We start from the raw sequence: 24,273 nt of genomic DNA on the forward strand, positions 1-24,273 counted from the left end.
AAGGGAGTTCTACTCTCTTTTTTATACAAACTTATACTGTTCTAATTCCCAAATAATTTTTTCTGCAATATTGATCATGGAGACGTTGAGTGCTTTAAACTCTTTATCTTTGATATTAATTAACAATTTATCATACACATTGGCATACGGGTAAATAATAAAATAGATGTACTCTTTACTGCGAGATTCTTTTTGCAGTTCCGCAAACCATGTTGCCAACATAGAGAAGTAAAGCATCGAAGGGTTAAAGGGTTTTCCATCCTTTAACTCTTTACTTAAGGATTTGTTGATATGCTCATATGAAAGCAAAATCGCTTTAATACGAGAGTTGTCTCGATTAGTTAAATAGTATTCGTGTGATTTCGTCAGGTTTTCAAGTTGTTGTAAAATATCATGGGTCATAGAATTGATGTAATGATGTGTCTCTTCATTTACATCAAAAGAGAATTCATCGGCATCTTGATAAGTTAAAATAATGTCTTTACAAAAAAGCAGTAAAGCTTCTGTTTTTATTTTTGATATATTGAGAATCATAACGACTATTGTAACCAAAATATAATTACAGCACAATTTTTTAAGTCTTATTAAGCTAAAATAGTGTTATTTTATGAAAAAATCATCTATAATGATAAAAGAAAAAGAAAAGAAAGGAACTTATTGGAACCAATTGGTGTATTAAAAGATGGTCAAATTTATGACCTTCAGACTGCGGATGCCTTGAATATCCAAGGTGAAGAGATAAAAGCCGATGACTCAAAAGAGGCTTTAGAAATCTTAAGACACTCTTGTGCTCATCTCATGGCTCAAGCCATTAAAGAACTCTATCCAGAAGCTAAATTTTTCGTAGGTCCAGTAGTAAACGAAGGGTTTTACTATGACTTTAAAGTCGATTCAAAAATCAGTGAAGAAGATCTTCCTAAAATTGAAAAGAAAATGAAAGAGTTAGCTGGGGAAAAATTTCCTATTGAACGGCAAGAGTATACACGAGCACAAATTGAAGAAAAATTTGCAGGCGATGAACTTAAGCAAGCTGTACTAAAAAATATCGATTCAGATTCACTGACAATTTATAAACAAGGTGATTTTGAAGATTTATGTCGAGGACCTCATGTTCCAAATACCAGAATGGTAAGAACCTTTAAGCTCACAAGAATTGCTGGAGCGTATGTAGGCGGGGATGAAGAAAATGAGATGATCACGCGAATCTATGGAATTGCTTTTTTTGATAAAGCAAAACTCAAAGAGTATGTAACACAACTTGAAGAGGCAAAAAAACGAGACCATAGAAAACTGGGAACAGAGTTAGAACTCTTTACCTTTAATGACGATATTGGTGCAGGATTACCACTTTGGCTTCCAAATGGAGCACGACTTCGAGGTAAAATCGAACAACTTTTATACAAAGCACACCGTATCAGAGGTTATGAACCCGTACGTGGTCCTGAGATTTTAAAAGCCAACCAATGGGTAAAATCTGGTCACTATGCCAACTATAAAGAGAACATGTATTTCACTGAAATTGATGGTCAAGAGTATGGTATTAAACCTATGAACTGTGTGGGACACATTCAAATCTTTAAAAACTCACTGGTTTCATATAAAGATTTACCGTTGAAGTTTTTTGAGTATGGAGTGGTTCACAGACATGAAAAATCAGGTGTAATGCACGGATTATTCAGAGTAAGAGAGTTTACTCAAGATGATGCTCATATTTTTTGTACACCAACTCAAATCAAAGAGGTTATTTTTGATGTTCTTAGTTTTGTTGACAGTTTAATGAACCTATTTGAGTTCAAATATGAAATGGAAGTATCCACCAAACCTAAAAAGGCTATTGGGGATGATACATTTTGGGAAACAACCACTAAAGGTATCATGGATGCTTTAGATGAAAATGGTTACAGCTATGGCATTGATGAAGGTGGAGGAGCCTTTTATGGTCCAAAAATTGACATCAAAATCCTTGATGCCATTGGACGAAAATGGCAATGTGGTACGGTTCAAGTAGATATGAACTTACCAGAGCGATTTGATGTTGAATATGTGAATGAAAATGGTGAAAAAGAGCGACCAGTGATGATTCACCGAGCCATCCTTGGTTCATTTGAACGATTCATTGGTATTTTAACAGAGCATTATGCCGGGGAGTTCCCATTTGTTATTGCACCAACACAAGTCATTTTCATACCAATTGCAGAGCAACACAATGCGTATGCACAACAACTTCAAAATGAGTTATTACAATTAGAGATTGACAGTAAAATCTTTAATAAAAACGAGAGTTTGAATAAACGTATTCGAACCGCAGAGAAACAGAGAGTTCCGATGATTGTTGTTATTGGCGATGCAGAAGTTGAAAATCAACGAATTGCCTTGCGAGACAGAAGAAAACGAGAGCAATCTGAATTAAGTAAAGATGAGTTTATCTCACTATTAAAAGAAATCAAAAATGGGAGTGAAGTTTGAGTAGACAAACAAAAAAAGACGATGCAATAATGAATGAGGACATTACTGCAAAAGAAGTAAGGTGTATGAATGATGATGGTACCAACTATGGTATCATCCCAACAAGAGATGCATTAAAAATGGCAGAAGACGATGGATTAGATCTTGTTCTTATTGCACCAGATGCACAACCTCCAGTAGCTAAAATCATGGATTATGGTAAATTTAAATACCAACAAGAGAAAAAGAAAAAAGAGGCAAAGAAAAAGCAAAAAGTGATTGTGGTTAAAGAGATTAAACTCTCTGTTAAAATTGCAGACAACGACATCAACTATAAAGTCAAACATGCCCGAGAGTTCTTAGAAGCAGGGAACCATGTAAAATTCAGAGTTTTCTTAAAAGGTCGAGAGATGGCTCACCCTGAATCTGGTGTGGAAGTTCTTGAAAAAGTATGGCCAATGGTTGAAGACATTGCAGTTATGGACAAAGCTCCAAAACTTGAAGGTCGATACGTTAATATGATGGCATTACCTAAAAAAGAAGAGAAGAAAAACTAACTCCCACCTCACAGATGTCTGATTTTTTATCAGGCATCTTTCCTATGTTCAAATAACTTAACCAAATATAAAGCTTATTTTAAGTAAAATCACAAACTTTTTCTATAAAGGGTACCTCTAAGAATTAATAATATTCATAGAAAGAAAAATTTTTAGAGGTGCCCTAAATAAAGAAATTGCAAATTTAAAAGGAGGAATCCAAGATGCCAAAGATGAAATCTAACAGTGGAGCTTTAAAAAGATTTAAAGTGAAAAAAAATGGTTCTATTAAATGTGGATCAGCGTTTAGAAGTCACATTTTAACTAAAAAGTCACCTAAAAGAAAAAGAAATCTTAGAAACCCACAAACTATTGCTGATGTTGATTCAACAAGAGTTAAAAGAATGTTAAACCAAGCGTAATTATACTTTCGTATAGTTGCATGTCCCTCCACAAAATGTGGACAAGTTCGATGGAAACATCGACACCTATTATTGGAAAAATATACGGTAAAGGAAGATAGATGCCTAGAGTAAAAACGGGTGTAGTTCGAAGAAGAAGACACAAAAAAGTATTAAAAGCTGCTAGAGGATTTTTTAGCGGTAGAAGAAAACACTTTAGAAAAGCGAAAGAGCAATTAGAGCACTCTTTAGTATACGCTTACAGAGACAGAAGACAGAAAAAAAGAGATATCAGAAAGCTTTGGATTGTAAGAATCAATGCGGCTTGTAGATTAAATGATATCAACTATTCAAGATTCATGAACGGTATTAAATTAGCGGGAATTGATTTAGATAGAAAAATCTTAGCAGACATGGCAATGAATGATGCTGCTGCATTTACTACTGTTGTAGAAGCTGCAAAAGCTGCATTAAACAAATAATTTTAAATTTGCAACTTATAAAAAAAGGGTTATAGGAGACTATGACCCTTTTTTATTGCTCGTAACAAAAACCCAGAAATTATTCCTATTTATTTTTAGAGCTTCTTTTAATTAACCTATAGATACCTCTTGGTACCCAACCCATCACATACACAACCAATGTAAACACCAATGGATGTATGGCTCCTATACCATATGCTCCCGCATTTGGAAGATGTTGCAGATGCTCTATGGGGTGTGAAAACCACTCCTTATGATGCATACCCAACGTTAAAATAAGGAATATTCCTACAAATATTATCAGCTCTCTTTTCATTTTCCCTCAATAAAAAAGCCCCAAACTTTTCTGTTTGAGGCTTTTTGTTATTCAAAATTTGAATTATGCTTTTCCAGAAAGCATACCGTACATTGTCATTGGTTTTAACATATACACTTTTAATATCCACCAGATATATCTCTCTTGAGTTGGATCTAATGGGAATGAAGGTGTTGGTTTTTTTGTCCAGTTAAACTCTGCAAGCATAACTTTTCCAATATCCGTAATCAATGGACAAACAGTATACCCTTCATATTTCGAAGTTAATGGTTTACCTTCCATTGCTGCAACTAAGTTATCCACCAATACTTTATATTGTTTTCTAACACTTCCACCCGTTTTCCCCATAGGAACAGCTGCAATATCTCCAATTGAGAAAATGTTATCATATTTAACGTGTTGCAGTGTCTCTTTATTTACTGGTACCCAACCTTTAGCTGAACCAATAGGAGAGTTACCAATCTCATCTGGAGCTTTCATTGGAGGTGTGATGTGTAAGAAGTCAAATGGCACTTCAACATTTTCATGTTTTGTAACCATTGAGTACTCTTCTAAATCTACATCATATTCACCTTTTTCTTTCCAGTGGTGGTCAAATGTAGCAATCTTCTTCTCTAAATCCACACCTGTTAAGTTGTGGTTATAGTTCCATTTCATATCTCTTGCTTTAAATTGATTAACAATGGCTTCATGATATTCTGGTACACCAAACATGGTTCCACCATTTGGATAGAATGTTAATTCTGCATTTTTTCTTGCACCTGCTTCAACCAATCTAGAATTTGTTAGGTACATGATTTTCTTTGGAGCTCCACCACATTTAATTGAAGTATTAGGGTGTGTAAATACACCTTTTACTTGTTTTCCTGCTTTGGCATCGTTCACAAATTTTTGCATGTTTTCCCAAGTAGCCACAGCACCATCTGTTGAATAAATTGAAGAGACACCTGAGTTAGCAAATGTCTTTAAAATTTTAGAAGCATCACCTAAAGTATACGCTTCTCCAATTGACTCTAATCCAGCAATTTGTCCAAAGTTGAGTTTTAATCCTGCTGCAACAATTAAAAAGTCATAATTAACCACTTGACCTTTTTCAGTTGTTAACTTATTGTTTTCAGGATCAAACTCTACGGCTTTATCTTGAATCATTGTTACACCACTTGGTACGAAATCTTTTGTATCGTACATGATATCATCTTTTGTATACACACCTGAAGCAATCAATGTATTACCTGGTTGGTAAGAGACTGATTTTGGGTTTGGCTCAATAATCGTAATATCTGGGTTAGATAACGTGTTGGTTAATCTCGCTGCAGTAGCAATACCCGATAATCCCCCACCAACAATAACAATTTTAGCTTTTGCATCACTTGCTTGCGCAGAAGTTGCAGCTTCCGCTTCGCTTCCATTTAATAAAAATGCAGCTGAACCAATACCAGCAACTTTCAGTGCATCCCTTCTTGACAATCCTTGTTTTTTCAATTCATTGTCAATAATCTCTAAAGACTCTTGAAGATCCTTCTTTAACATTTGAATTCCTTTTACATTTTTCGGTTGTTTGTAGGGTAACAAAAAAGAAATAATATGAAACTTAAAAATTACTTAATATTCTTATTTTAATTATAAGTATTACTTATATAAAGAGATTTTAAATTTACTTATTAGTCAGACTTATACGTGCCAGCGCGGCTTTGTAGTCATCGGGGGTGTTCATATTGAGAAACTCTTCTTCATTTTCGCACTTTAAGTAGTTTGTACGTGAGTGTTTCAATAAGTAACCAACTTTGTGTATATTTTTTCTAAGCATGTTTTTAATAAAAGATAAAACATTCTTAGAAAAGACACCACAAAGATTATGCTCTCTATTTGATGTTGTTGCAATCGTAATATCAGAAGCCAAAGATGCATTGATGAGTTTATTAATCGTTACTGTTGTTATCAATGGTGTATCAACCGTAATAATACAGACTTTTTCACTTTTGAGTGTTTCAAAGATAGTTTGTAAAGCAACGATAGGCGAGTACTCTTCATCTTTGTCATAAATAATATCCTCATGCTTTGAATCTAAGAAATCAAATTTATGCTTTTTAGTAGAGATATATACATCAGTAAACTCAGATTTGAGTCGTTCATATTGATATTGGATGAGCGAAGTATAGTCATTAAATGGCAGAAGAGATTTATCCCGTTGCATTCGTGAACTCTTCCCACCGCACAAAATAACGATGGGAGTGTTCTTGTTATTCGTAAGCGTTGAAGTGACGTTATTCATCGCTTACACTGCTTTTATAAGCTTCTTGGGTCAGTGATGTAACCTGAGATTGCTGAAGCAGCTGCCACAGCAGAGTTGGCTAAGTAGATTTTAGAGCTTCGTGAACCCATTCGTCCCACAAAATTTCTGTTTGTAGTAGAGATACACACTTCATCATCTCCCAAAATCCCCATGTATCCACCTAAACATGCTCCACAGGTAGGATTAGAAACCACTGCACCTGCATCTACTAATGTATCAATGTATCCCAGTTTTGTCGCATCTCTTAAGATTTTTTGAGTCCCTGGTGTTAAAATCAATCGTACATGTCGAGCCACTTTTTTATCTTTTAGAATCTCTGCAGCGATTTTAAAGTCACTCAATCGTCCGTTGGTACAGCTTCCAATAAATACTTGGTCTACTCTGATTTCATCCGCAACTGCTTGAGAAACAGAGTGGCCATTAGATGGTAAAAATGGGTATGCAATCACTGGCTCTAATTTTTCTACATCAATTTCAATGACTTGACAGTAGTTTGCATCGTCATCAGAGTAATGAATTTTTGGTTCAGCTCGTAAAGAGTCTCTTGAATCTAAAAACTCTTTTGTGATTTCATCGTATGCCACAATACCGTTTTTAGCTCCTGCTTCAATGGCCATATTACATAAACTGAATCGGTCATCCATGCTTAAGTATTGGATGGCATCTCCTGTAAACTCCAATGCTTTATACAAGGCACCATCTACACCTAAAATTCGTATAATCTCTAAGATCAAATCTTTCCCTGTAACAAACTCAGATGGTTTTCCTTTAAAGATTACTTTAATTGACTCAGGTACTTTAAACCAGTTTCCACCTGTGATCATTCCAAATGAGATATCGGTACTTCCCATTCCTGTAGAAAATGCTCCTAGCGCACCATGTGTACAGGTGTGTGAATCTGCACCAATGATGACATCTCCTGGTAATACCAACCCTTTCTCTGGTAAAAGTGCATGTTCAATACCCATATCTTTTTCATCAAAAAAGTATTTTAAGTCGTGCTTCATTGCAAAATCTCTCGAGATTTTTGCTTGGTTTGCAGATGCAATATCTTTTGCAGGAATAAAGTGATCCAGTACAATAGCAAATCCTTCAGGGTTGGCCAGTTTTTCAAAACCACCCTCTTCGAAGGCTTTAATAGAGATTGGCGTTGTAATGTCATTTCCAATAACCATATCAATTGGACTTCGAACAATCTCACCTGCGTAGACCTCTCTTCCAACGTGTTCACTGAATATTTTTTCTGTAATAGTTTGTCCCATGTGTTTACCTATATTTTTCATTTTTAATTAATTTTGAGCGATTATATCTAAAATTTTTTTAAGAGCCCAAATGCGTGTTGTTTTTTTCTGCTTTTTCTTTTTTAGAAGATTTAAACTGAAACCATATGATTAATACCACTGCCAAGTCGATAATCACATCAGCTAAGTTGAAAATAGCAAATTCAAATCCACAATGCCAATAGACATAATCCACCACCGCTCCATGTACAAATCGATCAATAATATTCCCGATACCACCAGCGTACAGAAGTGCTACAGGTAACAAGTAGTAGTTTAAAACCGATTTATTAAGCAGCAGATAAATCGCCCCACCTAATAAAAGTGCAATTTGTATGTATTTTAAATACTCTGCTAAAAATGCGAACATTGAAAATGCCACACCATAATTGTATGCCAAAACAAAAGAGAGACACTCTCCTTCATACTCTAAACCATTGACAAACAACATCTTGACGTATTGGTCAATGATTAAAATTGCTACAAACAGAAGTATTGCAACAAGGTATCGTTGTTTCATATTTTACTTTGAATAAACGCTACGAGTTTGTCCATAGCTTTTTTCACTTCTTTTTCATCTTTACCTTCTAAAAGCAATCGCATTTTATTCTCTGTTCCTGAGTATCGAATAAGGTCTCGAATACCTTGAGATCGAATGCTTTCAAGCTCTTCTTCTAAACCTTCAATTTGATCAAGTGGCAGTTTTTGACTCACATTCAAGTTCACCAAAAGTTGTGGATAGAGTTCAAATGCATTGAGTACTTCACTCGCTTTTTTACCGCTTTTAATCAGCATGGCCAATACTTGAAGCGCTGAAGCCAGACCATCTCCAGTTTTTGCCACATCACCAAAAATGATGTGCCCACTTTGCTCACCACCAAAGTTCAAGTCATTATCTTTCATATCCATCAAAATATATTTATCACCCACATCCGTACGGTTGAGTTTAAGCTCATACCTTTGCAGATAATCTTCCAATGCTTTATTACTCATGACCGTTGCCACGCAAGTTTGTCCTTTGAGCAATTTTTCTTGATGCAAATAGACACACAACGCACCAATAAGTTTATCCCCGTGTACGACTTCACCATTTTCATCAACAATCACCAGTCTATCGGCATCTCCATCTAAAGCAATTCCAATATCTGCACGTACTTCTTGTACGATTTTCCCCACATTTTTAGGATGCAGCGCACCACAATCTTCGTTGATGTTGTATCCATTGGGTTTATTGTTAATGGTAATCACTTCAGCCCCAAGCTCTTCAAGAATCGTTGGTCCTACTTTATAAGCTGCTCCATTGGCACAATCAAGGACAATTCTCATGCCATTAAGCGATAAATCTTTAGGAAAAGAGCTCTTAATTGAGACGATGTATCGTCCTATAACATCATCAATTCTTTTTGAAGCGCCAATTTGTTTTCCAGTTACTTGTGAGCTTTTAATAAGTTCATCGTTATAAAAGATTTTCTCTATCTCTGCTTCACATCCTGTACCCAACTTATCTCCGTTTTTGTTAAAAAATTTAATTCCATTGTCATCAAAGGGATTATGAGAAGCTGAAAGCATGATTCCTGCATCACATCGCATGCTCTCTGTTAAGTAAGCAATCGCAGGTGTGGGCATAGGACCAATTTGAATCACGTCATATCCCACTGCGGTTAAACCACTGACCAATGCGTTTTCTATCATGTATCCACTACGTCTGGTATCTTTACCCACTAAAATTTTGTTCGTATATGACTGTTTTCTAAAAAATATTCCTGCTGCCATTGCCAATTTCATAGCGGTCATTGCATCTAGGAATTCGCCCGCTTTTCCCCGTACTCCGTCGGTACCGAATAGTTTCATTACCACTTCCTAAGTTTAAACTTTCTTTAAAGATATTTTCTGTAGTATTCTACCCTTAAAAATTTTATAAAGAGGTTAAAATTAAAATGGCAAATCACAAATCTGCTGAGAAAAGAGCACGACAAACTAAGGTTAGAACTGAGCGAAACAGATTCTACAAAACAAGAATTAAAAACATCACAAAAGATGTTTTATCTGCGGTAGAGGCTGCTGATAAAGATAAAGCTTTAGAAGCAATGAAAACAGCGAATAAATACCTTCACCACTGCGTTGCAAAAGGTGTATTAAAAAAAGGTAATGCTGCTAGAAAAGTAAGTAGATTACAAGTAAAAGTGAACGCACTATAATCGACTTAACCGTACAAATATATGTTACAAGATAAACTTCAACCCTTTCTTGATCGTTATGAAGAGATCAATAATTTATTGGTTTCTCCAGACATCACAACAAATATCAAAAAGATGACGGAGCTTTCAAAAGAGCAATCGAGTCTTGAAGCAATTGTAAATGCTGCAAAAGAGTATTTACAAGTTATTCATGATATCGAAGAGAACAAACAACTTTTAGAAGACAGCGAATTAGGTGAATTGGCAAAAGAGGAACTTAAAGAGTTAGAACCTAAAAAAATAGAACTTGAGTCTGAGATCAAAATTTTACTTGTACCCAAAGATCCAAATGATGATAAAAACATCTATTTGGAACTTCGTGCTGGTACAGGTGGTGATGAAGCTGCCATTTTCGTAGGGGATTTATTTAGAGCCTATTTACGATATGCAGAACTTAAGGGTTGGAAAGTAGAAGTCATGAGCTCAAGTGAGAGTGAAGCTGGTGGCTATAAAGAGATGGTTTTTCTCGTAAAAGGTGATCAGGTCTACAGTCGATTAAAATTCGAAGGTGGAACACACCGAGTTCAAAGGGTACCAGCAACAGAGTCACAAGGAAGAGTTCATACTTCAGCAATCACAGTAGCAGTGATGCCAGAAATTGATGATGTTGAAATTGAAATTAACCCAAATGATTTAAAAATAGATGTAATGCGTTCATCTGGTTGTGGTGGTCAGTCTGTAAATACAACAGACAGTGCGGTTCGAATCACTCACTTACCAACAGGTATAGTGGTGACTAACCAAGACCAAAAATCACAACACAAAAACAAAGAGAAAGCAATGAAGGTTTTAAAAGCAAGGCTATATGACCTTCAGATGCAAGAACAACAAGAGAAAGAGGGTGCCAACCGAAAAGAGCAAGTGGGTACCGGTGATAGAAGTGGACGAATTCGTACCTATAACTATCCTCAAAACCGAGTGAGTGATCATCGTATTAACTTGACACTCTATCGTTTAGAAAACATAATGGAAGATGGGGTTTTTGATGAAATCATTGACCCACTCATTGCCAATCACCAAGCTCAACTTATGGAAGCCAGTGGACTATAAGTCCCTTGGCTTTTCTTATATAAACCATTCCACGTAATCATACTGTAACCATAATACTCTACAATTTCACATCTGTTTCTAATATTTAGAGATGTCTGATTTTATAATTAGATCTTCCTCTGTTTTAAGCGCGAACAAAATAGTCCAAGATCTAATTATAAAATACCTAACTTATAAAGGATTTATATGTTAGAAAAATGGATTAATATACTTAATAAGTTAGATTTCGCTTTTCAACCCATTATCCACACCTATACTGGAAAGATTTATGGCGTAGAAGCACTTCTTAGAAATGTGGAGATTGCAACAGAATACCACAACATACAAAATCTTTTTGATTGTGCTTTTGAAGATGACCTTCTTTATCAAGTCGATTTAGAGCTTCGAAAAAAAGCGATTAAAAAACTCAAAATGCTTGATATTGAAAATGTCAAACTCTTTTATAACTTAGATAATCGAATCATCTACAGTAAGAACTGTCCACAAGGACAAACAGCCAAACTGCTTGAAGAGAATGGGTTAAAAAAAGATGCCATCTGTTTTGAACTGAGTGAAAAGGGAAGCATGATAGAACAAAGTGCTCTTTCCTCTATGATTCAAAAGTATAAAAAAGATGGTTACAGCATTGCCATTGATGATTTTGGTATTGGAGTATCGGGTCTAAAACTTCTTTATTACAGTGAAGCCAATATCATCAAACTCGATCGTTTTTTTATTACGAATATTCATAATGACTCAAAGAAAAAGCTTTTTTGTACTTCCATAATTGACATGGCGCACACCATGGGAATGAAAGTGGTTGCTGAAGGGATTGAGAAAAAAGAGGAGTATTATACGTGTAAAGATATGGGTGTGGATTTTATTCAAGGCTTTTTGGTACAAAAACCCACCATCAAAGTCAAACAAATTGAACCCATATATAAAAACATCCTCAAACTCTTAAAACAAGACCGACGAGATGAAAACAAAAACAATATTGATTCCAGTTTCATTGAATACATCAAACCCATCAATATCAATACATCACTGCATGATCTTTTTTTATACTTTAAAAACCAACCTCATAATACGTTTGTACCCATTGTTGATAATTATGACCACTTAAAAGGGGTCATTTATGAAGTGGATATTAAAAAAATATCCTACTCTCAATATGGTTTGTCATTGGCCAAAAATGTGTCGTACAGCAGTAACTTGTGTAAGTTTTTAAAACCAGCACTTTGTGTAGAAGCGACATGGGGAATTGATAAAACATTAGAAATATACAATATGAATCAAGATCACTCCCGAGGAATTTTTGTCACCAAAGCCAATAAGTATCATGGCTTTATCAATGTCAACTCTTTGCTTTCACTTTCACATAAACGTACCATTGAGATTGCAAAAAATCAAAACCCATTAACCAAACTTCCTGGGAACAACCAAATTGAAGAGTATATCTATAAAAGTTTCAAACAACTCAGAAATGAGATGGGCTTTCATATGCTCTATTTCGATTTCAATGATTTTAAACCCTTTAATGATTCGTATGGTTTCAGACAAGGAGATCGTGCCATTTTAATCTTTTCAGAACTGCTTCAAAAACTGCTGCCAAGCGATGTCTTTATTGGACACATTGGAGGAGATGATTTCTTTATTGGCTTTAAAGAGTATGATTATGAAACCGTATATGAATTTGCACATACCATTCAAAGAGAGTTTGAATCCTCCGTTGCCAATCTTTACAACAAAGAAGATCGTGAAAGAGAATTCATGGTGTGCACTGACCGATTTAATATTCAACGAGAGTTCAAACTGCTCTCTGTGGCTTGTGCCATTGTAGAAATTGGTCCAAAAACAGTTAAAAAGAACTTCGATTTTACATTAGGAAAAATCAAAAAAGTCTCTAAAAAAGCCACCAATCCTATCGGAGTGTGCTTGTAACCAAAGTGTAACTGACGTGTCTTACAATTTCACCATAGAAATTAACACACGGAGTTGAAAATGAATTTAAGAAAATCTGCTTTAGCATTAATTGCTGCTGCTACTGTTGCTTCATCTTTAGGAGCAAATGATCAAATTAGAATTGTTGGGTCATCTACTGTTTACCCATTTACAAGTTACGTTGCTGAAGAATTTGGTGCGACAACGGGTTTTAAAACACCTGTCGTTGAATCAACTGGTTCAGGTGGTGGTATGAAAATTTTCTGTGCAGGTGCAGGAGTTGATACTCCAAGTTTTACAAATGCTTCACGACCAATGAAAGATAAAGAGTTCGCAACGTGTCAAAAAAATGGTGTAAAAGAGATCACTGGTTTCATGGTAGGATATGATGGGATTGCAATTGCTCAAAGCAATGACAATGCTCCATTAAACTTAACAAAAGAGCAAATTTTCTTAGCATTAGCACAAGAAGTTCCTTCAAAAGATGGTAAAAAATTGATCCCTAACCCATATAAAAAATGGAGTGATATTGACCCTTCATTACCAAACAGAGAAATCAGAATGATTGGTGCTCCAACAACATCTGGAACAAGAGACTCATTTGATGAAATGGTGATGGAACACGCTTCTAAAAACTTTAAAATCTATGGTGGGAAATACAAAAAAATCAGAACGGATGGTGCATATATCCCTGGTGGTGAAAACGACAATTTAATCGTTCAACAATTAACACAAGATAAAGCCGCTTTAGGTTACTTCGGTTACAGCTTCTTAGAAGAGAACCATGACAAAATCAATGGTGTGACTTTAAATGGAATTGCGCCAACTGCTGAAAATATTGCAAACGGGAAATACCCAGTATCAAGAAGTCTGTTTATGTATATGAAAAATGGGCACATTGGAAAAGTTAAAGGTGTTGCTGAGTTCTTAGATCTTTATGCTACAAAAGCAATGATTGGACCAAAAGGTGTTTTAAGAAACATTGGTTTAATCCCTATGCAAGACAAAATGCTTAAAGAGGTTCAAGCTTCTGTAAAAGCAAGAACACTTTTAACTGCTGATATGGTTAAACACAAAACAGTTCTACCAGTAAAATAAATAGAACATTATTAAAATAAAATCCTATAAAACCTCTGCTTATTTAAGTAGAGGTTTTATTAGTTAGAAAAGAAAGGTTATTCTATGTCAAATGACTCTTTATATTTGATATTCTTTGGAGGGCTTATTCCACTCATCTTTATTGCCTATATGATTGGAAAAAATAAAGCTCAAGTCATATCAAATAAAGGCATTCATATAAACTCTCAACCTGAGCAATATGGATGGTTTACCGCACTTTATACAGGGCTTCCTGTGATCATGCTTTTAGTGACTGTAATGTTTTTATATCTGTTTGGACTAAAATCTGTTCCACCCATGCTTATTGTTATTTCATCTTTAGCTTTAGGGGCCATTTCACTTATTTTTGTTGTTAAACGTTTAAGCCCAACTACAAAAGCTCGTGACTCTATTGAGTCTTTTATTCGAATTGTTCTTATCTTCGCTTCACTTATTTCAGTATTGACCACTTTTGGTATTCTTTTTTCAATTATTTTCGAATCAATTCATTTTTTCCAACGTGAAAGCTTTTTTGGATTTATTTTTGGTACCGATTGGAATCCTGATACAGCCTTTTTAGAGGGTGCTGGACGAGCAACTGAAGGTGTTGCCCAAGCACAATTTGGTGCAGTGCCTATTTTTGCTGGTACCTTTTATATTACTCTTATTGCGATGGCTGTAGCAGTACCTATTGGTATTTTAAGTGCGGTGTTTATGTCAGAGTATGCGAGCAAGAAAGTGCGAAATACGATTAAACCCACTCTTGAGATTTTAGCAGGTATTCCAACCGTTGTGTATGGATTCTTTGCGGCCATTACTGTGGCACCTTTTATTGTGAATGTTTTCAGTGCTTTGGGTATTGATGCATCATATCGAAGTGCATTGGGTGCAGGTGTGGTGATGGGGATCATGATTATTCCTATTATTTCCAGTTTAAGTGATGACGTTATCAGCTCTGTGCCACAAAACATTCGAAACGGTTCATTAGCCCTTGGAATGAACAAAGCAGAAACGATTATGTTTGTTGTTATTCCTTCAGCCATGCCAGGGATTATTGCTGCTGTGTTATTGGGTATTTCAAGAGCATTGGGTGAAACCATGATTGTTGTAATGGCAGCAAGTTTACGACCAAACTTAACCATGAACCCTTTAGAAGATATGACCACCGTTACAGTTAAAATCGTAGAGTCTCTTGTAGGGGACCAAGAATTTGACAGTTCATTAACGCTTTCAGCCTTTGCGCTTGGTTTGGTTCTATTTGTTGTAACTCTTATTATTAATATTATTTCAATTACAACCATTAGAAAATTCCACCAAAAATATAAAATTTCGAATCTGTAAGGCAGCATGATGAAAAAAACAAACGACTTTTACATACCACAAATTGCACAACGAAACAGAAAAGCCAAACGCTTTATGTATATTACAATGGCAGCCGTGATTCTTTCACTCTCTTTTTTAGGTTTTTTCTTGTTTGATATTGTTAAAAATGGTTACCCTGCATTTCAACAATCTTATATCAAAGTTGATGTGACCATCGATGAAGAGGCTGCTGAAAACCCTTACGGTATTTTTGATCGTGACATGAGTCAAATCATCAGCCGTGCTTGGTTACGAAGCCTTCCTCAAGAAATCAGAGAAAATCCAGAATGGATGGGAACCACTCAAACATTTTGGGCATTAACCAATGCAGAAGCAGACCAACATGTCAAAGGGAAACATTCACGACTGAAACAACGAACAAAAGATAAAATCGATCAACTCTTAGCGCAAGGTGAGATTGAAAAACGATTTAACGTCATTTTCTTTTTCACGGGAGATTCAAAGATTCCTGAAAATGCAGGTTTTTATGCTGCGATGATTGGTTCAGTTTTAACCATGATTGTAACGATGTCATTGGCAGTACCTATTGGAGTGATGACCGCCATTTATCTTGAAGAGTTTGCTCCCGATAACAAAGTAACACAAATCATTGAAGTGAACATCAATAACCTTGCAGCCATACCTTCAATTTTGTTTGGTCTATTGGGCTTGGCTATTTTCATTAACTTCTTTGGGGTTCCAAGAAGTTCACCACTGGTTGGGGGTATGACACTGGCATTGATGTCCTTACCTATTATCATTGTAAGTTCAAAAGCAGCTCTTAAATCCGTACCAGCAAGTATTCGACAAGCAGGTTATGGATTGGGATTAACAAAATGGCAAGTGACACGTGACCACGTTTTACCTTTAGCATTCCCTGGTATTTTAACGGGTTCAATCATCGCTTTAGCACAAGCCATGGGGGAAACTGCTCCTTTGATTATTGTAGGGATGATTGCTTTTGTTCCTGATGCGGTGACCAATATCACATCAGCTGCAACGGTTATGCCAGCGCAAATTTTCACATGGTCAGGAATGCCAGAGCGCGCCTATATTGAAAAAACAGCCGCAGGTATTATTGTACTGTTAACGGTTCTTATTTCTTTAAATACCATTGCTGTGTTGTTAAGAAAGAAATTTGAAGTTAAATGGTGAGAAGCGCTAAGGCAAAGCCAACTGCTTGGCTTTGTTAGCTTCGAAACCGAAGTTGTTGTGCGAAAATGTTGAGCACCAACGAAGGGGAAGCGTTCTTTTGAAGTTGTTGTGCGAAAGTTTTGAGCACCAACAAAGGCTAAAAAGCATAAATAAAATTAGAGATAAAAGAGAAAAATTATGAGTAAACAAAACGTTAAAGTAGATGTCAAAGATTTAAACTTATGGTACGCAAATAATCATGCTTTACATGATATTAATATTGATTTATATGAAAACAAAATCACTGCACTTATTGGTGCATCAGGGTGTGGTAAATCGACCTTTTTACGATGCTTGAACCGTATGAACGATTTGGTTGCCAGTGCAAAAATAAAAGGAAACGTTGTCATTGATAAAAAAAATATTTATGACAAAGATGTGGACGTAGTAAGTGTACGAAAACGAATTGGTATGGTGTTTCAACAACCCAACCCTTTTCCTAAATCAATCTATGAAAATGTGGCTTATGCCCCATTGAAACACGGGATTGTTAAAAAAGGGAAAGCGTGTGATGCTTTAGTTGAAGAGTCACTTCATGGAGCAGGTATTTGGGATGAAGTTAAAGATAAACTCCATGCTCCTGGAACATCACTCTCAGGTGGTCAACAACAACGGTTATGTATTGCACGAACGATTGCTGTGCGACCCGATGTTATTTTAATGGATGAACCAACCTCAGCTTTAGACCCAATCAGTACAGAAAAAATTGAAGCTTTAATGTTGGAACTAAAGAAAAAATATACCATCATCACAGTGACACACAATATGCAACAAGCTGCACGGGTTGCAGACTATACAGCGTTTTTCCATTTAGGTCAACTCATTGAGTATGACGAAACGGAAACGATTTTTGTAAACCCAAAAGAGAAAAAAACAGAAGATTATATTACAGGAAGGTTTGGATAATGTTACAAGTATTTAAAGAGAAACTTGACACCATTAAAAATGAGATTATTTTTATTGGTGATAAAGTAGTAAAAGCCAATGAGTTGGCACTAAGTGGTTTGGTTGAAGATAAAGCAGAGCTTTTCAATGATGCAAAATCAGAATTGAATAATATTGAGAATCTTTCCAATAAGATTGATAATTTAATTGTAACCACATTGGCACTGCATGCACCAGAAGCAAAAGATTTACGTTCATTGGTTTCATACTTAAAAATCACCAATGAAGTTGTACGAGCAAGTTCAAATACCAAGAGTTTCATCAAAGCGTTTTCAAAAGCAATGAACCATGATGTGGACGTAGAAAAAGTAAAAGAGTATGCTATTCCATTACACAAGTCAACAATTCTTTCACTCAAAACAGCTTTGGTGATGATCAATTTAGCCGATGACAACGACACTGAAGATTACTTTCATAAAGTCATCGTTGAAGAGAGTAAAACTGATGATTTATACTCGATGATTGAAAAAAATTTATTAAAGCTGATTACTAAAAACAGAGATCTTTCAAAAGACTATTTTGATCTATTGGGTTCATTTCGACGTTTAGAGAAAGTGGCCGACCGAGCAGCGAGTATTGCAAACTTACTTCTGTTTGCTCATATAGGTGGGGAAATTCTCCAAGCATAATAAGAAATATGGTACAATATTGCCATGAAAAGAGCAGTATTAAAAATAAAACGATACTTCAGTTATAACTATGAAGTACTCATTGCAGCGTTGCTGTTTGTTACCATTGTATTTGTCGGTTTGGAGTTTTACAAAGCCATTATCTTGATGCTTGAATTCATCGTGATCATGGAAGTTGTAAAGATGGTATCTGACTTTATTAAAAAAGAGAAGTTAAGATTACGATTTGTTATTGATATTTTTATCATTTTCTTGATTCGTGATGTTATTATTTTAGCTTCACATAGAACAAAAGACTACTTTGATATTGCCTTTTTATTGGGTGTCATTTTTGTCTTTTTCATCTTTAGAATTTTTGCGATTAAGTTCTCTCCGGGAGTGATTAAAATCTCTAAAGACACAGTGATTGAATATGAAGACGATAGAAAGTCAAAAAAAATCTCAAAAAATGACCCTAAGGTGCAACTTGGAAAAGAATACGATACTGATAGTTGAAGATGAAGAAGATATTTTAGAACTGTTGGAGTATACCCTTCAAAAAGAGGGGTATGACACCATCGGTTTTACAAAAGTCAATCAAGCTTTGGAAGATATTTTCGAAGAAGAGAGCATCGACTTGGTGCTTATGGACAGAAACCTTCCGGGCATTGATGGTACCTCATTTATAAAAAATATCAAACAACAAGGCATCAATGTGCCAGTGATTTACGTCACTGCCAAAGATAAAGAAGAGGACATCTTAAATGGTTTTGATGCTCATGCAGATGACTATATCACAAAACCTTTTAACTTAAAAGAGTTATGTGCACGCGTTAAAGCGATACTAAAACGTACTAAAAAAAGTGTTGAGATTTTAAAAGTCAAAGACATTGTCTATAAAAAATCCAATAAAAAATTTTATATCGATGAAAAAGAGATAGAACTCACGCACTTAGAGCATGATCTGTTCTTAGAGTTCATTAAAAACAAAGACATTCTGCTTTCAAGAGAACACCTTTTAGAAGCCGTTTGGGAAGACTCATTTGATAAAAAACTCAAAACAGTCAATGTAGCCGTGAAACGTCTTAAAGCTAAAATTGACCCTAAAGGGAAAAAAGAGTACATCAAATCAATTCGTGGTGAAGGGTACATCTTTTGCTAAAAATTCACCAGCTCTTTTTACGCTCTTTTATTCTTGTGTTTTTTGCGGTTTTACTCTCGGTGAGTATCACCACCTATTTTTGGATTAAAGCCACCTATCTTGAAGAGATTGAAAAAAACATGTCTCAAAACATCGATGCATTGATTGTATCTTTAAACTCACTGGATAATTTAGATGCAATGGTACAAGAGTTTAAAGATAAAACCAATCTTCGTCTGACCATTATCAATGCTTCTGGAAAGGTCATTGCAGAAAGCCATGAAGACAAACACTCAATGGACAATCACCTCAATCGAAAAGAGATTGTGAACCTGCAAGAAGATGGTGTGGGAAAGATTATTCGCCACTCTAAAACCATTGACAAAGACCTTTTATATATTGCAAAAAAAGTAAAAATCAATGATGAAACCATCTACATACGAATGGCGGATTCCATTGAAAAGATTCAAAACCAATTCATCGGCTTAACCTTTCAAATCATGGGCATTTTTGCTGTGTTTATTATCTTTGTATTTATTATTACCTATATCATCAGTCATCGTATTCGTATTCAAACGGATAAAATCCTGCAGTTTTTAACCAAACTGACCAAAAAAGATGCGATGAGTAAGTCAAACTTACGTGCACTGAACTCTCGATATACACAAGAGTTTTTTGAGATTTCAAGGCTTTTACGAAAAGTGGCCGTGAAACTCTCTAAGAAAAATAAACTCAAAGCCAAACACACCGCACGACTAAAACTGGCCAATCAACAAAAAGATGAGATTATCTCTGCGATTTCACATGAATTTAAAAACCCCATTGCCATTATCTCAGGATATACTGAAACGATTATGCATGATAAAACACTGCCTAAAAACATGCAAGAAAACTTTTTAAAAAAAATCCACAGCAATGCCAATAAGATGTCCGCACTCATTGATCGCCTTCGTCTGACACTCAAACTTGAAGAGGGAAAACAAGACGGTTTTTATAAAGAGTGCTCTTTGAAACTGCTTACCACTGAAATCATCAGTGATCTTAAACAAAAGTATAAAAACCGAGAGATTGTCTTGGATATAATTGATGATATTAGACTCAATATCGATGAAACGCTCATGACCATTGCCATTTCAAACCTCATAGAGAATGCTTTAAAATACTCAGAAGAAAAAGTCACCGTAGAAATCACCAAAGAGGACATCAAGGTGATTGATATGGGGATTGGTATAACTGCAAATGATTTAGAGAAGATTCAAAATAAGTTCTACCGAGTGTCAAAAAATGACTGGAATAACTCTTTGGGATTAGGATTGTTTATCGTTTCTAAAATCATCAACCTGCATGGTTTTGAGCTGCAAATTGAGAGTGAATTCAATTTTGGCTCTAAATTTATCATAAAATTTTAAATTTTACTTAAATTAAGTTAATATTAAGTATTACTACACTATTATTCGTGCTCATTAATACAAGCGGAGAAAATAAATGAAATTTACTCAAATGGCAAAAGCTAACGAAATCGAGAGAGATTGGGTAGTAGTAGACGCAACTGATAAAGTATTTGGTAGAATTATTACTGAAGTAGCTACACTTTTAAGAGGGAAACACAAACCTTCTTATACTCCTCACGTTGATTGTGGAGATAACGTAGTTATCATCAATGCTTCTAAAGCAAAATTTTCTGGTACTAAACTAGAGTCTAAAAACTATTATACACACTCAGGGTACTTTGGTAGTACAAAAACTCACAAAATGTCTGAGATGTTAGTTAACAACCCAGAGAAGCTATACAAATTGGCTACTAGAGGTATGTTACCTAAAACTAAACTTGGTAAAACAATGTTAAAAAAATTAAAAGTATATGCAGGTGCTGAACACCCTCACACTGCGCAAATTAAAGGATAAGACTCATGGCAAAAGTATACGCAACGGGAAGAAGAAAAACTTCTATCGCTAAAGTATGGTTAGAAGCTGGTAACGGACAAATTACAATCAACGGTCAAACTTTAGACGCATGGTTAGGTGGACATGAAGCAATTAAAAAAAGAGTAATGCAACCATTAGAAGTAGCTAAACAAGAGACTTCTGTAAATGTAGTTGTTAAAACACTTGGTGGTGGTTACTCTGCACAAGCTGACGCAGTTAGACACGGTATCTCTAGAGCTTTAGTTGCTTTTGATGAGCAATTCAGAGCAGTGCTTAAACCACACGGTTTATTAACACGGGATGCAAGAGCAGTTGAAAGAAAAAAATATGGACGAAAAAAAGCGAGAAAAAGCGGTCAATTCTCAAAAAGATAATCTGCGATTTACAGAAGAGAATTTCTTCTCTTTTGTCGAAGATTATGGCTTTTCCTTTATGCCAAAGGCATGGAAAAGACCGATGTCAATTCTATCAACAGGAATTGGTACTTTTTTTCCACAAAGATTTTTCTTTGTATTTCAAAAGGAGCGACACAAGTTGCTCCTTTTTTTATGCAGTTTTTTATAAAAAAAGATTACAATACCCTATGAAAAAAATCATTGCCCTTTTTATATTCACTTCATTATATACACTTTATGCAAGTACTTTAAACCTCTCTATGTCTTCAAACCCAAGTCGTATTAATCCTATACTTGCAAATGATTCAGCCAGCAGTGAAATAGCCAACTGGCTTTTTAATGGCTTGTTTAAATACGACAAAGAGGGGAAAATCATTCCTGATTTGGCCTCATCATATGAGTTTAAAGACAAAACACATCTGATCATCAAACTCAAAAAAAATGTGCGATGGCATGATGGTGAACCATTACGTGCACAAGATGTCATTTTTACTTATGAATCCATCATTAATCCAAAAGTCTTCAACTCCATTGTTTCAAATTTCCAAAAAGTGCAAAGTGTGAAAGCATTGGATGAGCACACTATTGAAGTCATCTATAAAGAGCCCTATTTTAAAGCATTAGAGATTTGGATGGTGGGATTATTGCCTTGGCATATTTTAAAAGATGAAAAAAATTTAATGACGAGCTCTTTTAACAAAAACCCTATTGGTACGGGTTCTTACAAACTTGATACGTATGAATCCTCATCTGATGTTATGTTAAAAGCCAATGATGACTCCTTTGAAGGTCGTCCTAAAATTGATACCATACATTACAGCTTTTTACCCGATCCCACAACCTCATTTTTAATGCTGAAAGAAAATTTATTGGATTTGGATGGTCTGCTACCCTTACAGTATGATCGTCAAATTGATGAACAATTCAAAAAAGATTTTAAAATCATTGAACAACCTGCTTTTGCTTATGATTATTTGGGATTTAACCTGCGTAACAAGAAGTTCCAAGACATACGGGTGCGAAAAGCACTCAGTCTGGCGATAAATCGACAAGAGTTGGTCGATATCTTATATTTTGGACATGGTCAAGTCTGCACGGGACCTTTTTTACCAGGTACGTTTGCATTTAATGACCAAGTAAAAATGCCTACACCCGATTTAAAAAAAGCCAAAGCACTGTTAAAAGAGGCAGGCTACGATGAGACAAATCCATTTGAGTTTGAACTGGTCACCAATACAGGTAACGAAATACGCATTGCCGCAGCTGAAATTTTGCAGTATCAACTCGAAAAGATTGGCGTGAAGATGAAAATTCGTGTCATGGAGTGGCAAGCCTTTTTAAATACAAAAGTGCATCCACGAAACTTTGAAACGGTTCTTATGGGATGGAGATTAGCATTATTGCCCGATGCCTATCCGCTGTGGCACAGCAACAGTGATAAAAAGGGTGGGTTTAATTTAGTGGGATACCACAATAGCAAGGTAGATGCACTTATTGAGCAAGGAGCGGTGACCATTGATAGAGAAAAACTCTCTGTGATTTATAAAAAGATTTTCAAACACATTGCTGAGGATATTCCGTATTTGTTTTTATATATACCAAACTCCATTACAGTGGTGAACAAGAACATTAAAAACATTGAGCCTTCCTTTATAGGCATCATGCATAATCAAAAAGATTGGATAAAAGAATGAAAAATATCATACTCTTTGACTTAGATGGAACACTTATTGATTCAACCGATGCAATTGTTTCAACCTTTCATCATTCCTTTACAAAAATGAACTTTAATTTTAAAGGCAATGATGAGGACATCAAAGCCCTCATTGGTTACCCACTTGATATCATGTATAAAGAGTTGGGTGTAGACGAGAAACTGGCATGGGATTTTGTAGCTGCTTATAAAGAACGGTATCGACTCATATCAAAAGCTCAAACGATTCTACTTCAAGATGCAATAGCTGCTCTGCAACTTGCAAGTACCTTTGCACGTTTATCCGTAGTAACAACCAAAACCGGAGCCTACACTACTCCATTATTGGAACACATGAGAATAGATACTTTCTTTGAACATGTTACAGGACGAGAACACGTTGAAAATCCAAAACCACACCCCGAACCCATTTTAAAAACAATGCAGCTGATGAACGTCACTACCAATGAACACAATATTTGGATGGTAGGAGATACCAAACTGGATCTGCTTGCAGCCAATGAAGCCCAAATAAAAAGCGTGGCAGTGTTATGCGGCTATGGTAAAAAAGAGGAGTTACAACAATATACACCACATGTTACGAATAACTCTTTTGAAGCTGTTGAGCTTATAAAAAGTCTGACAAAGTAGAAAACAGTAAAAAATTTGCAAATTCATTAGCTTTATTAAACCTTAAATATAAAAAACACAACTAACTTAGTAAACTTAGATAAGATTAATATTAAAAGCTATAAATAACTATAAAAATTATTTAATTAGCTTATTTGGACTAATTTTGTGTTATTTTTTAATTTAAACTTAACTATTCTTGATAATTTCTCTCATTTTTTGCCAAAAATGTAAAAAAAATGTAGATTTTAGGGTCGAGGATTTTATAATGAATTAAGTTAAGAGTAAGTATGCTATACGTTCATTAAAAAATTAAGG

The 24,273-nt window shown here is 35.3% G+C and carries 26 protein-coding genes and 1 pseudogene; 20 read left to right on the forward strand and 7 right to left on the reverse strand.

The window, feature by feature from the left end; translation table 11 throughout:
* Positions 1 to 21 precede the first annotated feature (21 nt).
* Positions 22 to 534, reverse strand: a complete 513-nt coding sequence (locus CRV04_RS05120; RefSeq protein WP_128995751.1) for a hypothetical protein — start codon at positions 532 to 534, stop codon at positions 22 to 24.
* 123 nt (positions 535 to 657) lie between these two features.
* Here CRV04_RS05120 and thrS point away from each other — a divergent pair, with 123 nt between their 5' ends.
* The 4 genes from thrS (at position 658) to rplT (ending at position 3,864) form a co-directional block, all read left to right on the forward strand.
* Positions 658 to 2,466: a threonine--tRNA ligase gene (gene thrS / locus CRV04_RS05125; RefSeq protein ID WP_128995752.1), complete on the forward strand. Its 1,809-nt coding sequence runs from the start codon at positions 658 to 660 to the stop codon at positions 2,464 to 2,466.
* A 29-nt stretch (positions 2,467 to 2,495) separates the two neighbouring features.
* Positions 2,496 to 3,002, forward strand: a complete 507-nt coding sequence (gene infC, locus CRV04_RS05130) for a translation initiation factor IF-3 (protein WP_228126498.1) — start codon at positions 2,496 to 2,498, stop codon at positions 3,000 to 3,002.
* Positions 3,003 to 3,205: 203 nt separating this feature from the next.
* A complete protein-coding gene (gene rpmI / locus CRV04_RS05135; RefSeq protein ID WP_128995754.1) occupies positions 3,206 to 3,403 on the forward strand; it encodes a 50S ribosomal protein L35 in 198 nt (65 codons plus the stop codon).
* Positions 3,404 to 3,504: 101 nt separating this feature from the next.
* The gene (rplT, locus tag CRV04_RS05140; RefSeq protein WP_128995755.1) at positions 3,505 to 3,864 is read left to right on the forward strand and encodes a 50S ribosomal protein L20; all 360 of its coding nucleotides are present in this window, start codon (positions 3,505 to 3,507) and stop codon (positions 3,862 to 3,864) included.
* A gap of 85 nt (positions 3,865 to 3,949) precedes the next feature.
* On the opposite strand, the gene CRV04_RS05145 is transcribed toward rplT, so the two are convergent.
* From CRV04_RS05145 to glmM, 6 genes are all read right to left on the reverse strand, one after another.
* Entirely contained in the window at positions 3,950 to 4,180 is a 231-nt protein-coding gene (locus CRV04_RS05145) for a hypothetical protein (protein ID WP_128995756.1), read from the reverse strand.
* Between the two features lie 63 nt (positions 4,181 to 4,243).
* On the reverse strand, positions 4,244 to 5,710 hold the full coding sequence (locus CRV04_RS05150; RefSeq protein ID WP_128995757.1) for an NAD(P)/FAD-dependent oxidoreductase: 1,467 nt from the start codon (positions 5,708 to 5,710) through the stop codon (positions 4,244 to 4,246).
* 124 nt (positions 5,711 to 5,834) lie between these two features.
* Positions 5,835 to 6,452: a molybdenum cofactor guanylyltransferase MobA gene (gene mobA / locus CRV04_RS05155; RefSeq protein ID WP_128995758.1), complete on the reverse strand. Its 618-nt coding sequence runs from the start codon at positions 6,450 to 6,452 to the stop codon at positions 5,835 to 5,837.
* A 14-nt stretch (positions 6,453 to 6,466) separates the two neighbouring features.
* Positions 6,467 to 7,735 (reverse strand): 3-isopropylmalate dehydratase large subunit, encoded by a 1,269-nt coding sequence (gene leuC, locus CRV04_RS05160; RefSeq protein WP_128995759.1) that lies wholly within the window; start codon positions 7,733 to 7,735, stop codon positions 6,467 to 6,469.
* A gap of 58 nt (positions 7,736 to 7,793) precedes the next feature.
* Positions 7,794 to 8,273, reverse strand: a complete 480-nt coding sequence (lspA, locus tag CRV04_RS05165) for a signal peptidase II (RefSeq protein ID WP_128995760.1) — start codon at positions 8,271 to 8,273, stop codon at positions 7,794 to 7,796.
* Positions 8,270 to 9,604 carry a phosphoglucosamine mutase gene (gene glmM, locus CRV04_RS05170; RefSeq protein WP_128995761.1) on the reverse strand — a complete coding sequence of 445 codons (1,335 nt, stop codon included), beginning with the start codon at positions 9,602 to 9,604 and terminating at the stop codon, positions 8,270 to 8,272. Before glmM ends, lspA begins: the two co-directional genes overlap by 4 nt.
* A gap of 86 nt (positions 9,605 to 9,690) precedes the next feature.
* Here glmM and rpsT point away from each other — a divergent pair, with 86 nt between their 5' ends.
* The 16 genes and pseudogenes from rpsT (at position 9,691) to CRV04_RS05245 (ending at position 23,976) form a co-directional block, all read left to right on the forward strand.
* Positions 9,691 to 9,951 carry a 30S ribosomal protein S20 gene (gene rpsT / locus CRV04_RS05175; protein ID WP_128995762.1) on the forward strand — a complete coding sequence of 87 codons (261 nt, stop codon included), beginning with the start codon at positions 9,691 to 9,693 and terminating at the stop codon, positions 9,949 to 9,951.
* 21 nt (positions 9,952 to 9,972) lie between these two features.
* Positions 9,973 to 11,040 carry a peptide chain release factor 1 gene (gene prfA / locus CRV04_RS05180; RefSeq protein ID WP_128995763.1) on the forward strand — a complete coding sequence of 356 codons (1,068 nt, stop codon included), beginning with the start codon at positions 9,973 to 9,975 and terminating at the stop codon, positions 11,038 to 11,040.
* Between the two features lie 186 nt (positions 11,041 to 11,226).
* Entirely contained in the window at positions 11,227 to 12,963 is a 1,737-nt protein-coding gene (locus tag CRV04_RS05185) for a GGDEF domain-containing protein (RefSeq protein ID WP_128995764.1), read from the forward strand.
* A gap of 60 nt (positions 12,964 to 13,023) precedes the next feature.
* Complete coding sequence (locus tag CRV04_RS05190; RefSeq protein ID WP_128995765.1) at positions 13,024 to 14,061, forward strand: PstS family phosphate ABC transporter substrate-binding protein; 1,038 nt, start codon at positions 13,024 to 13,026, stop codon at positions 14,059 to 14,061.
* A gap of 150 nt (positions 14,062 to 14,211) precedes the next feature.
* Positions 14,212 to 14,277, forward strand: a pseudogene (locus CRV04_RS13035) (hypothetical protein); the annotation flags it as partial.
* A gap of 195 nt (positions 14,278 to 14,472) precedes the next feature.
* Positions 14,473 to 15,402, forward strand: coding sequence for a phosphate ABC transporter permease subunit PstC (pstC, locus tag CRV04_RS05195; protein WP_228126499.1), 930 nt, complete (start codon positions 14,473 to 14,475; stop codon positions 15,400 to 15,402).
* Between the two features lie 9 nt (positions 15,403 to 15,411).
* Positions 15,412 to 16,578 (forward strand): phosphate ABC transporter permease PstA, encoded by a 1,167-nt coding sequence (gene pstA / locus CRV04_RS05200; RefSeq protein WP_128995767.1) that lies wholly within the window; start codon positions 15,412 to 15,414, stop codon positions 16,576 to 16,578.
* A gap of 177 nt (positions 16,579 to 16,755) precedes the next feature.
* Positions 16,756 to 17,523, forward strand: coding sequence for a phosphate ABC transporter ATP-binding protein PstB (gene pstB, locus CRV04_RS05205; RefSeq protein WP_128995768.1), 768 nt, complete (start codon positions 16,756 to 16,758; stop codon positions 17,521 to 17,523).
* Positions 17,523 to 18,191: a phosphate signaling complex PhoU family protein gene (locus tag CRV04_RS05210; protein WP_128995769.1), complete on the forward strand. Its 669-nt coding sequence runs from the start codon at positions 17,523 to 17,525 to the stop codon at positions 18,189 to 18,191. Before pstB ends, CRV04_RS05210 begins: the two co-directional genes overlap by 1 nt.
* Positions 18,192 to 18,215: 24 nt before the next feature.
* Positions 18,216 to 18,686, forward strand: coding sequence for a phosphate-starvation-inducible PsiE family protein (locus CRV04_RS05215; protein ID WP_128995770.1), 471 nt, complete (start codon positions 18,216 to 18,218; stop codon positions 18,684 to 18,686).
* Positions 18,640 to 19,332, forward strand: coding sequence for a response regulator transcription factor (locus tag CRV04_RS05220; RefSeq protein ID WP_128995771.1), 693 nt, complete (start codon positions 18,640 to 18,642; stop codon positions 19,330 to 19,332). Before CRV04_RS05215 ends, CRV04_RS05220 begins: the two co-directional genes overlap by 47 nt.
* Positions 19,326 to 20,720, forward strand: a complete 1,395-nt coding sequence (locus tag CRV04_RS05225) for a sensor histidine kinase (protein ID WP_128995772.1) — start codon at positions 19,326 to 19,328, stop codon at positions 20,718 to 20,720. The genes CRV04_RS05220 and CRV04_RS05225 overlap by 7 nt, the downstream gene beginning before the upstream one ends.
* Before the next feature lie 76 nt (positions 20,721 to 20,796).
* Positions 20,797 to 21,216, forward strand: a complete 420-nt coding sequence (gene rplM, locus CRV04_RS05230) for a 50S ribosomal protein L13 (RefSeq protein ID WP_128995773.1) — start codon at positions 20,797 to 20,799, stop codon at positions 21,214 to 21,216.
* Between the two features lie 5 nt (positions 21,217 to 21,221).
* Positions 21,222 to 21,611 (forward strand): 30S ribosomal protein S9, encoded by a 390-nt coding sequence (gene rpsI / locus CRV04_RS05235; RefSeq protein ID WP_128995774.1) that lies wholly within the window; start codon positions 21,222 to 21,224, stop codon positions 21,609 to 21,611.
* A gap of 209 nt (positions 21,612 to 21,820) precedes the next feature.
* The gene (locus tag CRV04_RS05240) at positions 21,821 to 23,326 is read left to right on the forward strand and encodes a peptide-binding protein (RefSeq protein ID WP_128995775.1); all 1,506 of its coding nucleotides are present in this window, start codon (positions 21,821 to 21,823) and stop codon (positions 23,324 to 23,326) included.
* Entirely contained in the window at positions 23,323 to 23,976 is a 654-nt protein-coding gene (locus CRV04_RS05245; protein WP_128995776.1) for an HAD family hydrolase, read from the forward strand. Before CRV04_RS05240 ends, CRV04_RS05245 begins: the two co-directional genes overlap by 4 nt.
* Positions 23,977 to 24,273 lie beyond the last annotated feature (297 nt).

Source organism: Candidatus Marinarcus aquaticus (assembly GCF_004116335.1).
Taxonomy (GTDB): Bacteria; Campylobacterota; Campylobacteria; order Campylobacterales; family Arcobacteraceae; genus Marinarcus; species Marinarcus aquaticus.

Coding starts and splice junctions, on each gene's coding strand:
- CRV04_RS05120 (WP_128995751.1), bottom strand. CDS start 534: ATGATTCTCAATATATCAAAAATAAAAACAGAAGCTTTACTGCTTTTT.
- infC (WP_228126498.1), top strand. CDS start 2,496: ATGAATGAGGACATTACTGCAAAAGAAGTAAGGTGTATGAATGATGAT.
- rpmI (WP_128995754.1), top strand. CDS start 3,206: ATGCCAAAGATGAAATCTAACAGTGGAGCTTTAAAAAGATTTAAAGTG.
- rplT (WP_128995755.1), top strand. CDS start 3,505: ATGCCTAGAGTAAAAACGGGTGTAGTTCGAAGAAGAAGACACAAAAAA.
- CRV04_RS05145 (WP_128995756.1), bottom strand. CDS start 4,180: ATGAAAAGAGAGCTGATAATATTTGTAGGAATATTCCTTATTTTAACG.
- CRV04_RS05150 (WP_128995757.1), bottom strand. CDS start 5,710: ATGTTAAAGAAGGATCTTCAAGAGTCTTTAGAGATTATTGACAATGAA.
- mobA (WP_128995758.1), bottom strand. CDS start 6,452: ATGAATAACGTCACTTCAACGCTTACGAATAACAAGAACACTCCCATC.
- leuC (WP_128995759.1), bottom strand. CDS start 7,735: ATGGGACAAACTATTACAGAAAAAATATTCAGTGAACACGTTGGAAGA.
- lspA (WP_128995760.1), bottom strand. CDS start 8,273: ATGAAACAACGATACCTTGTTGCAATACTTCTGTTTGTAGCAATTTTA.
- glmM (WP_128995761.1), bottom strand. CDS start 9,604: ATGAAACTATTCGGTACCGACGGAGTACGGGGAAAAGCGGGCGAATTC.
- rpsT (WP_128995762.1), top strand. CDS start 9,691: ATGGCAAATCACAAATCTGCTGAGAAAAGAGCACGACAAACTAAGGTT.
- prfA (WP_128995763.1), top strand. CDS start 9,973: ATGTTACAAGATAAACTTCAACCCTTTCTTGATCGTTATGAAGAGATC.
- CRV04_RS05185 (WP_128995764.1), top strand. CDS start 11,227: ATGTTAGAAAAATGGATTAATATACTTAATAAGTTAGATTTCGCTTTT.
- CRV04_RS05190 (WP_128995765.1), top strand. CDS start 13,024: ATGAATTTAAGAAAATCTGCTTTAGCATTAATTGCTGCTGCTACTGTT.
- pstA (WP_128995767.1), top strand. CDS start 15,412: ATGAAAAAAACAAACGACTTTTACATACCACAAATTGCACAACGAAAC.
- pstB (WP_128995768.1), top strand. CDS start 16,756: ATGAGTAAACAAAACGTTAAAGTAGATGTCAAAGATTTAAACTTATGG.
- CRV04_RS05210 (WP_128995769.1), top strand. CDS start 17,523: ATGTTACAAGTATTTAAAGAGAAACTTGACACCATTAAAAATGAGATT.
- CRV04_RS05215 (WP_128995770.1), top strand. CDS start 18,216: ATGAAAAGAGCAGTATTAAAAATAAAACGATACTTCAGTTATAACTAT.
- CRV04_RS05220 (WP_128995771.1), top strand. CDS start 18,640: ATGACCCTAAGGTGCAACTTGGAAAAGAATACGATACTGATAGTTGAA.
- rplM (WP_128995773.1), top strand. CDS start 20,797: ATGAAATTTACTCAAATGGCAAAAGCTAACGAAATCGAGAGAGATTGG.
- rpsI (WP_128995774.1), top strand. CDS start 21,222: ATGGCAAAAGTATACGCAACGGGAAGAAGAAAAACTTCTATCGCTAAA.
- CRV04_RS05240 (WP_128995775.1), top strand. CDS start 21,821: ATGAAAAAAATCATTGCCCTTTTTATATTCACTTCATTATATACACTT.
- CRV04_RS05245 (WP_128995776.1), top strand. CDS start 23,323: ATGAAAAATATCATACTCTTTGACTTAGATGGAACACTTATTGATTCA.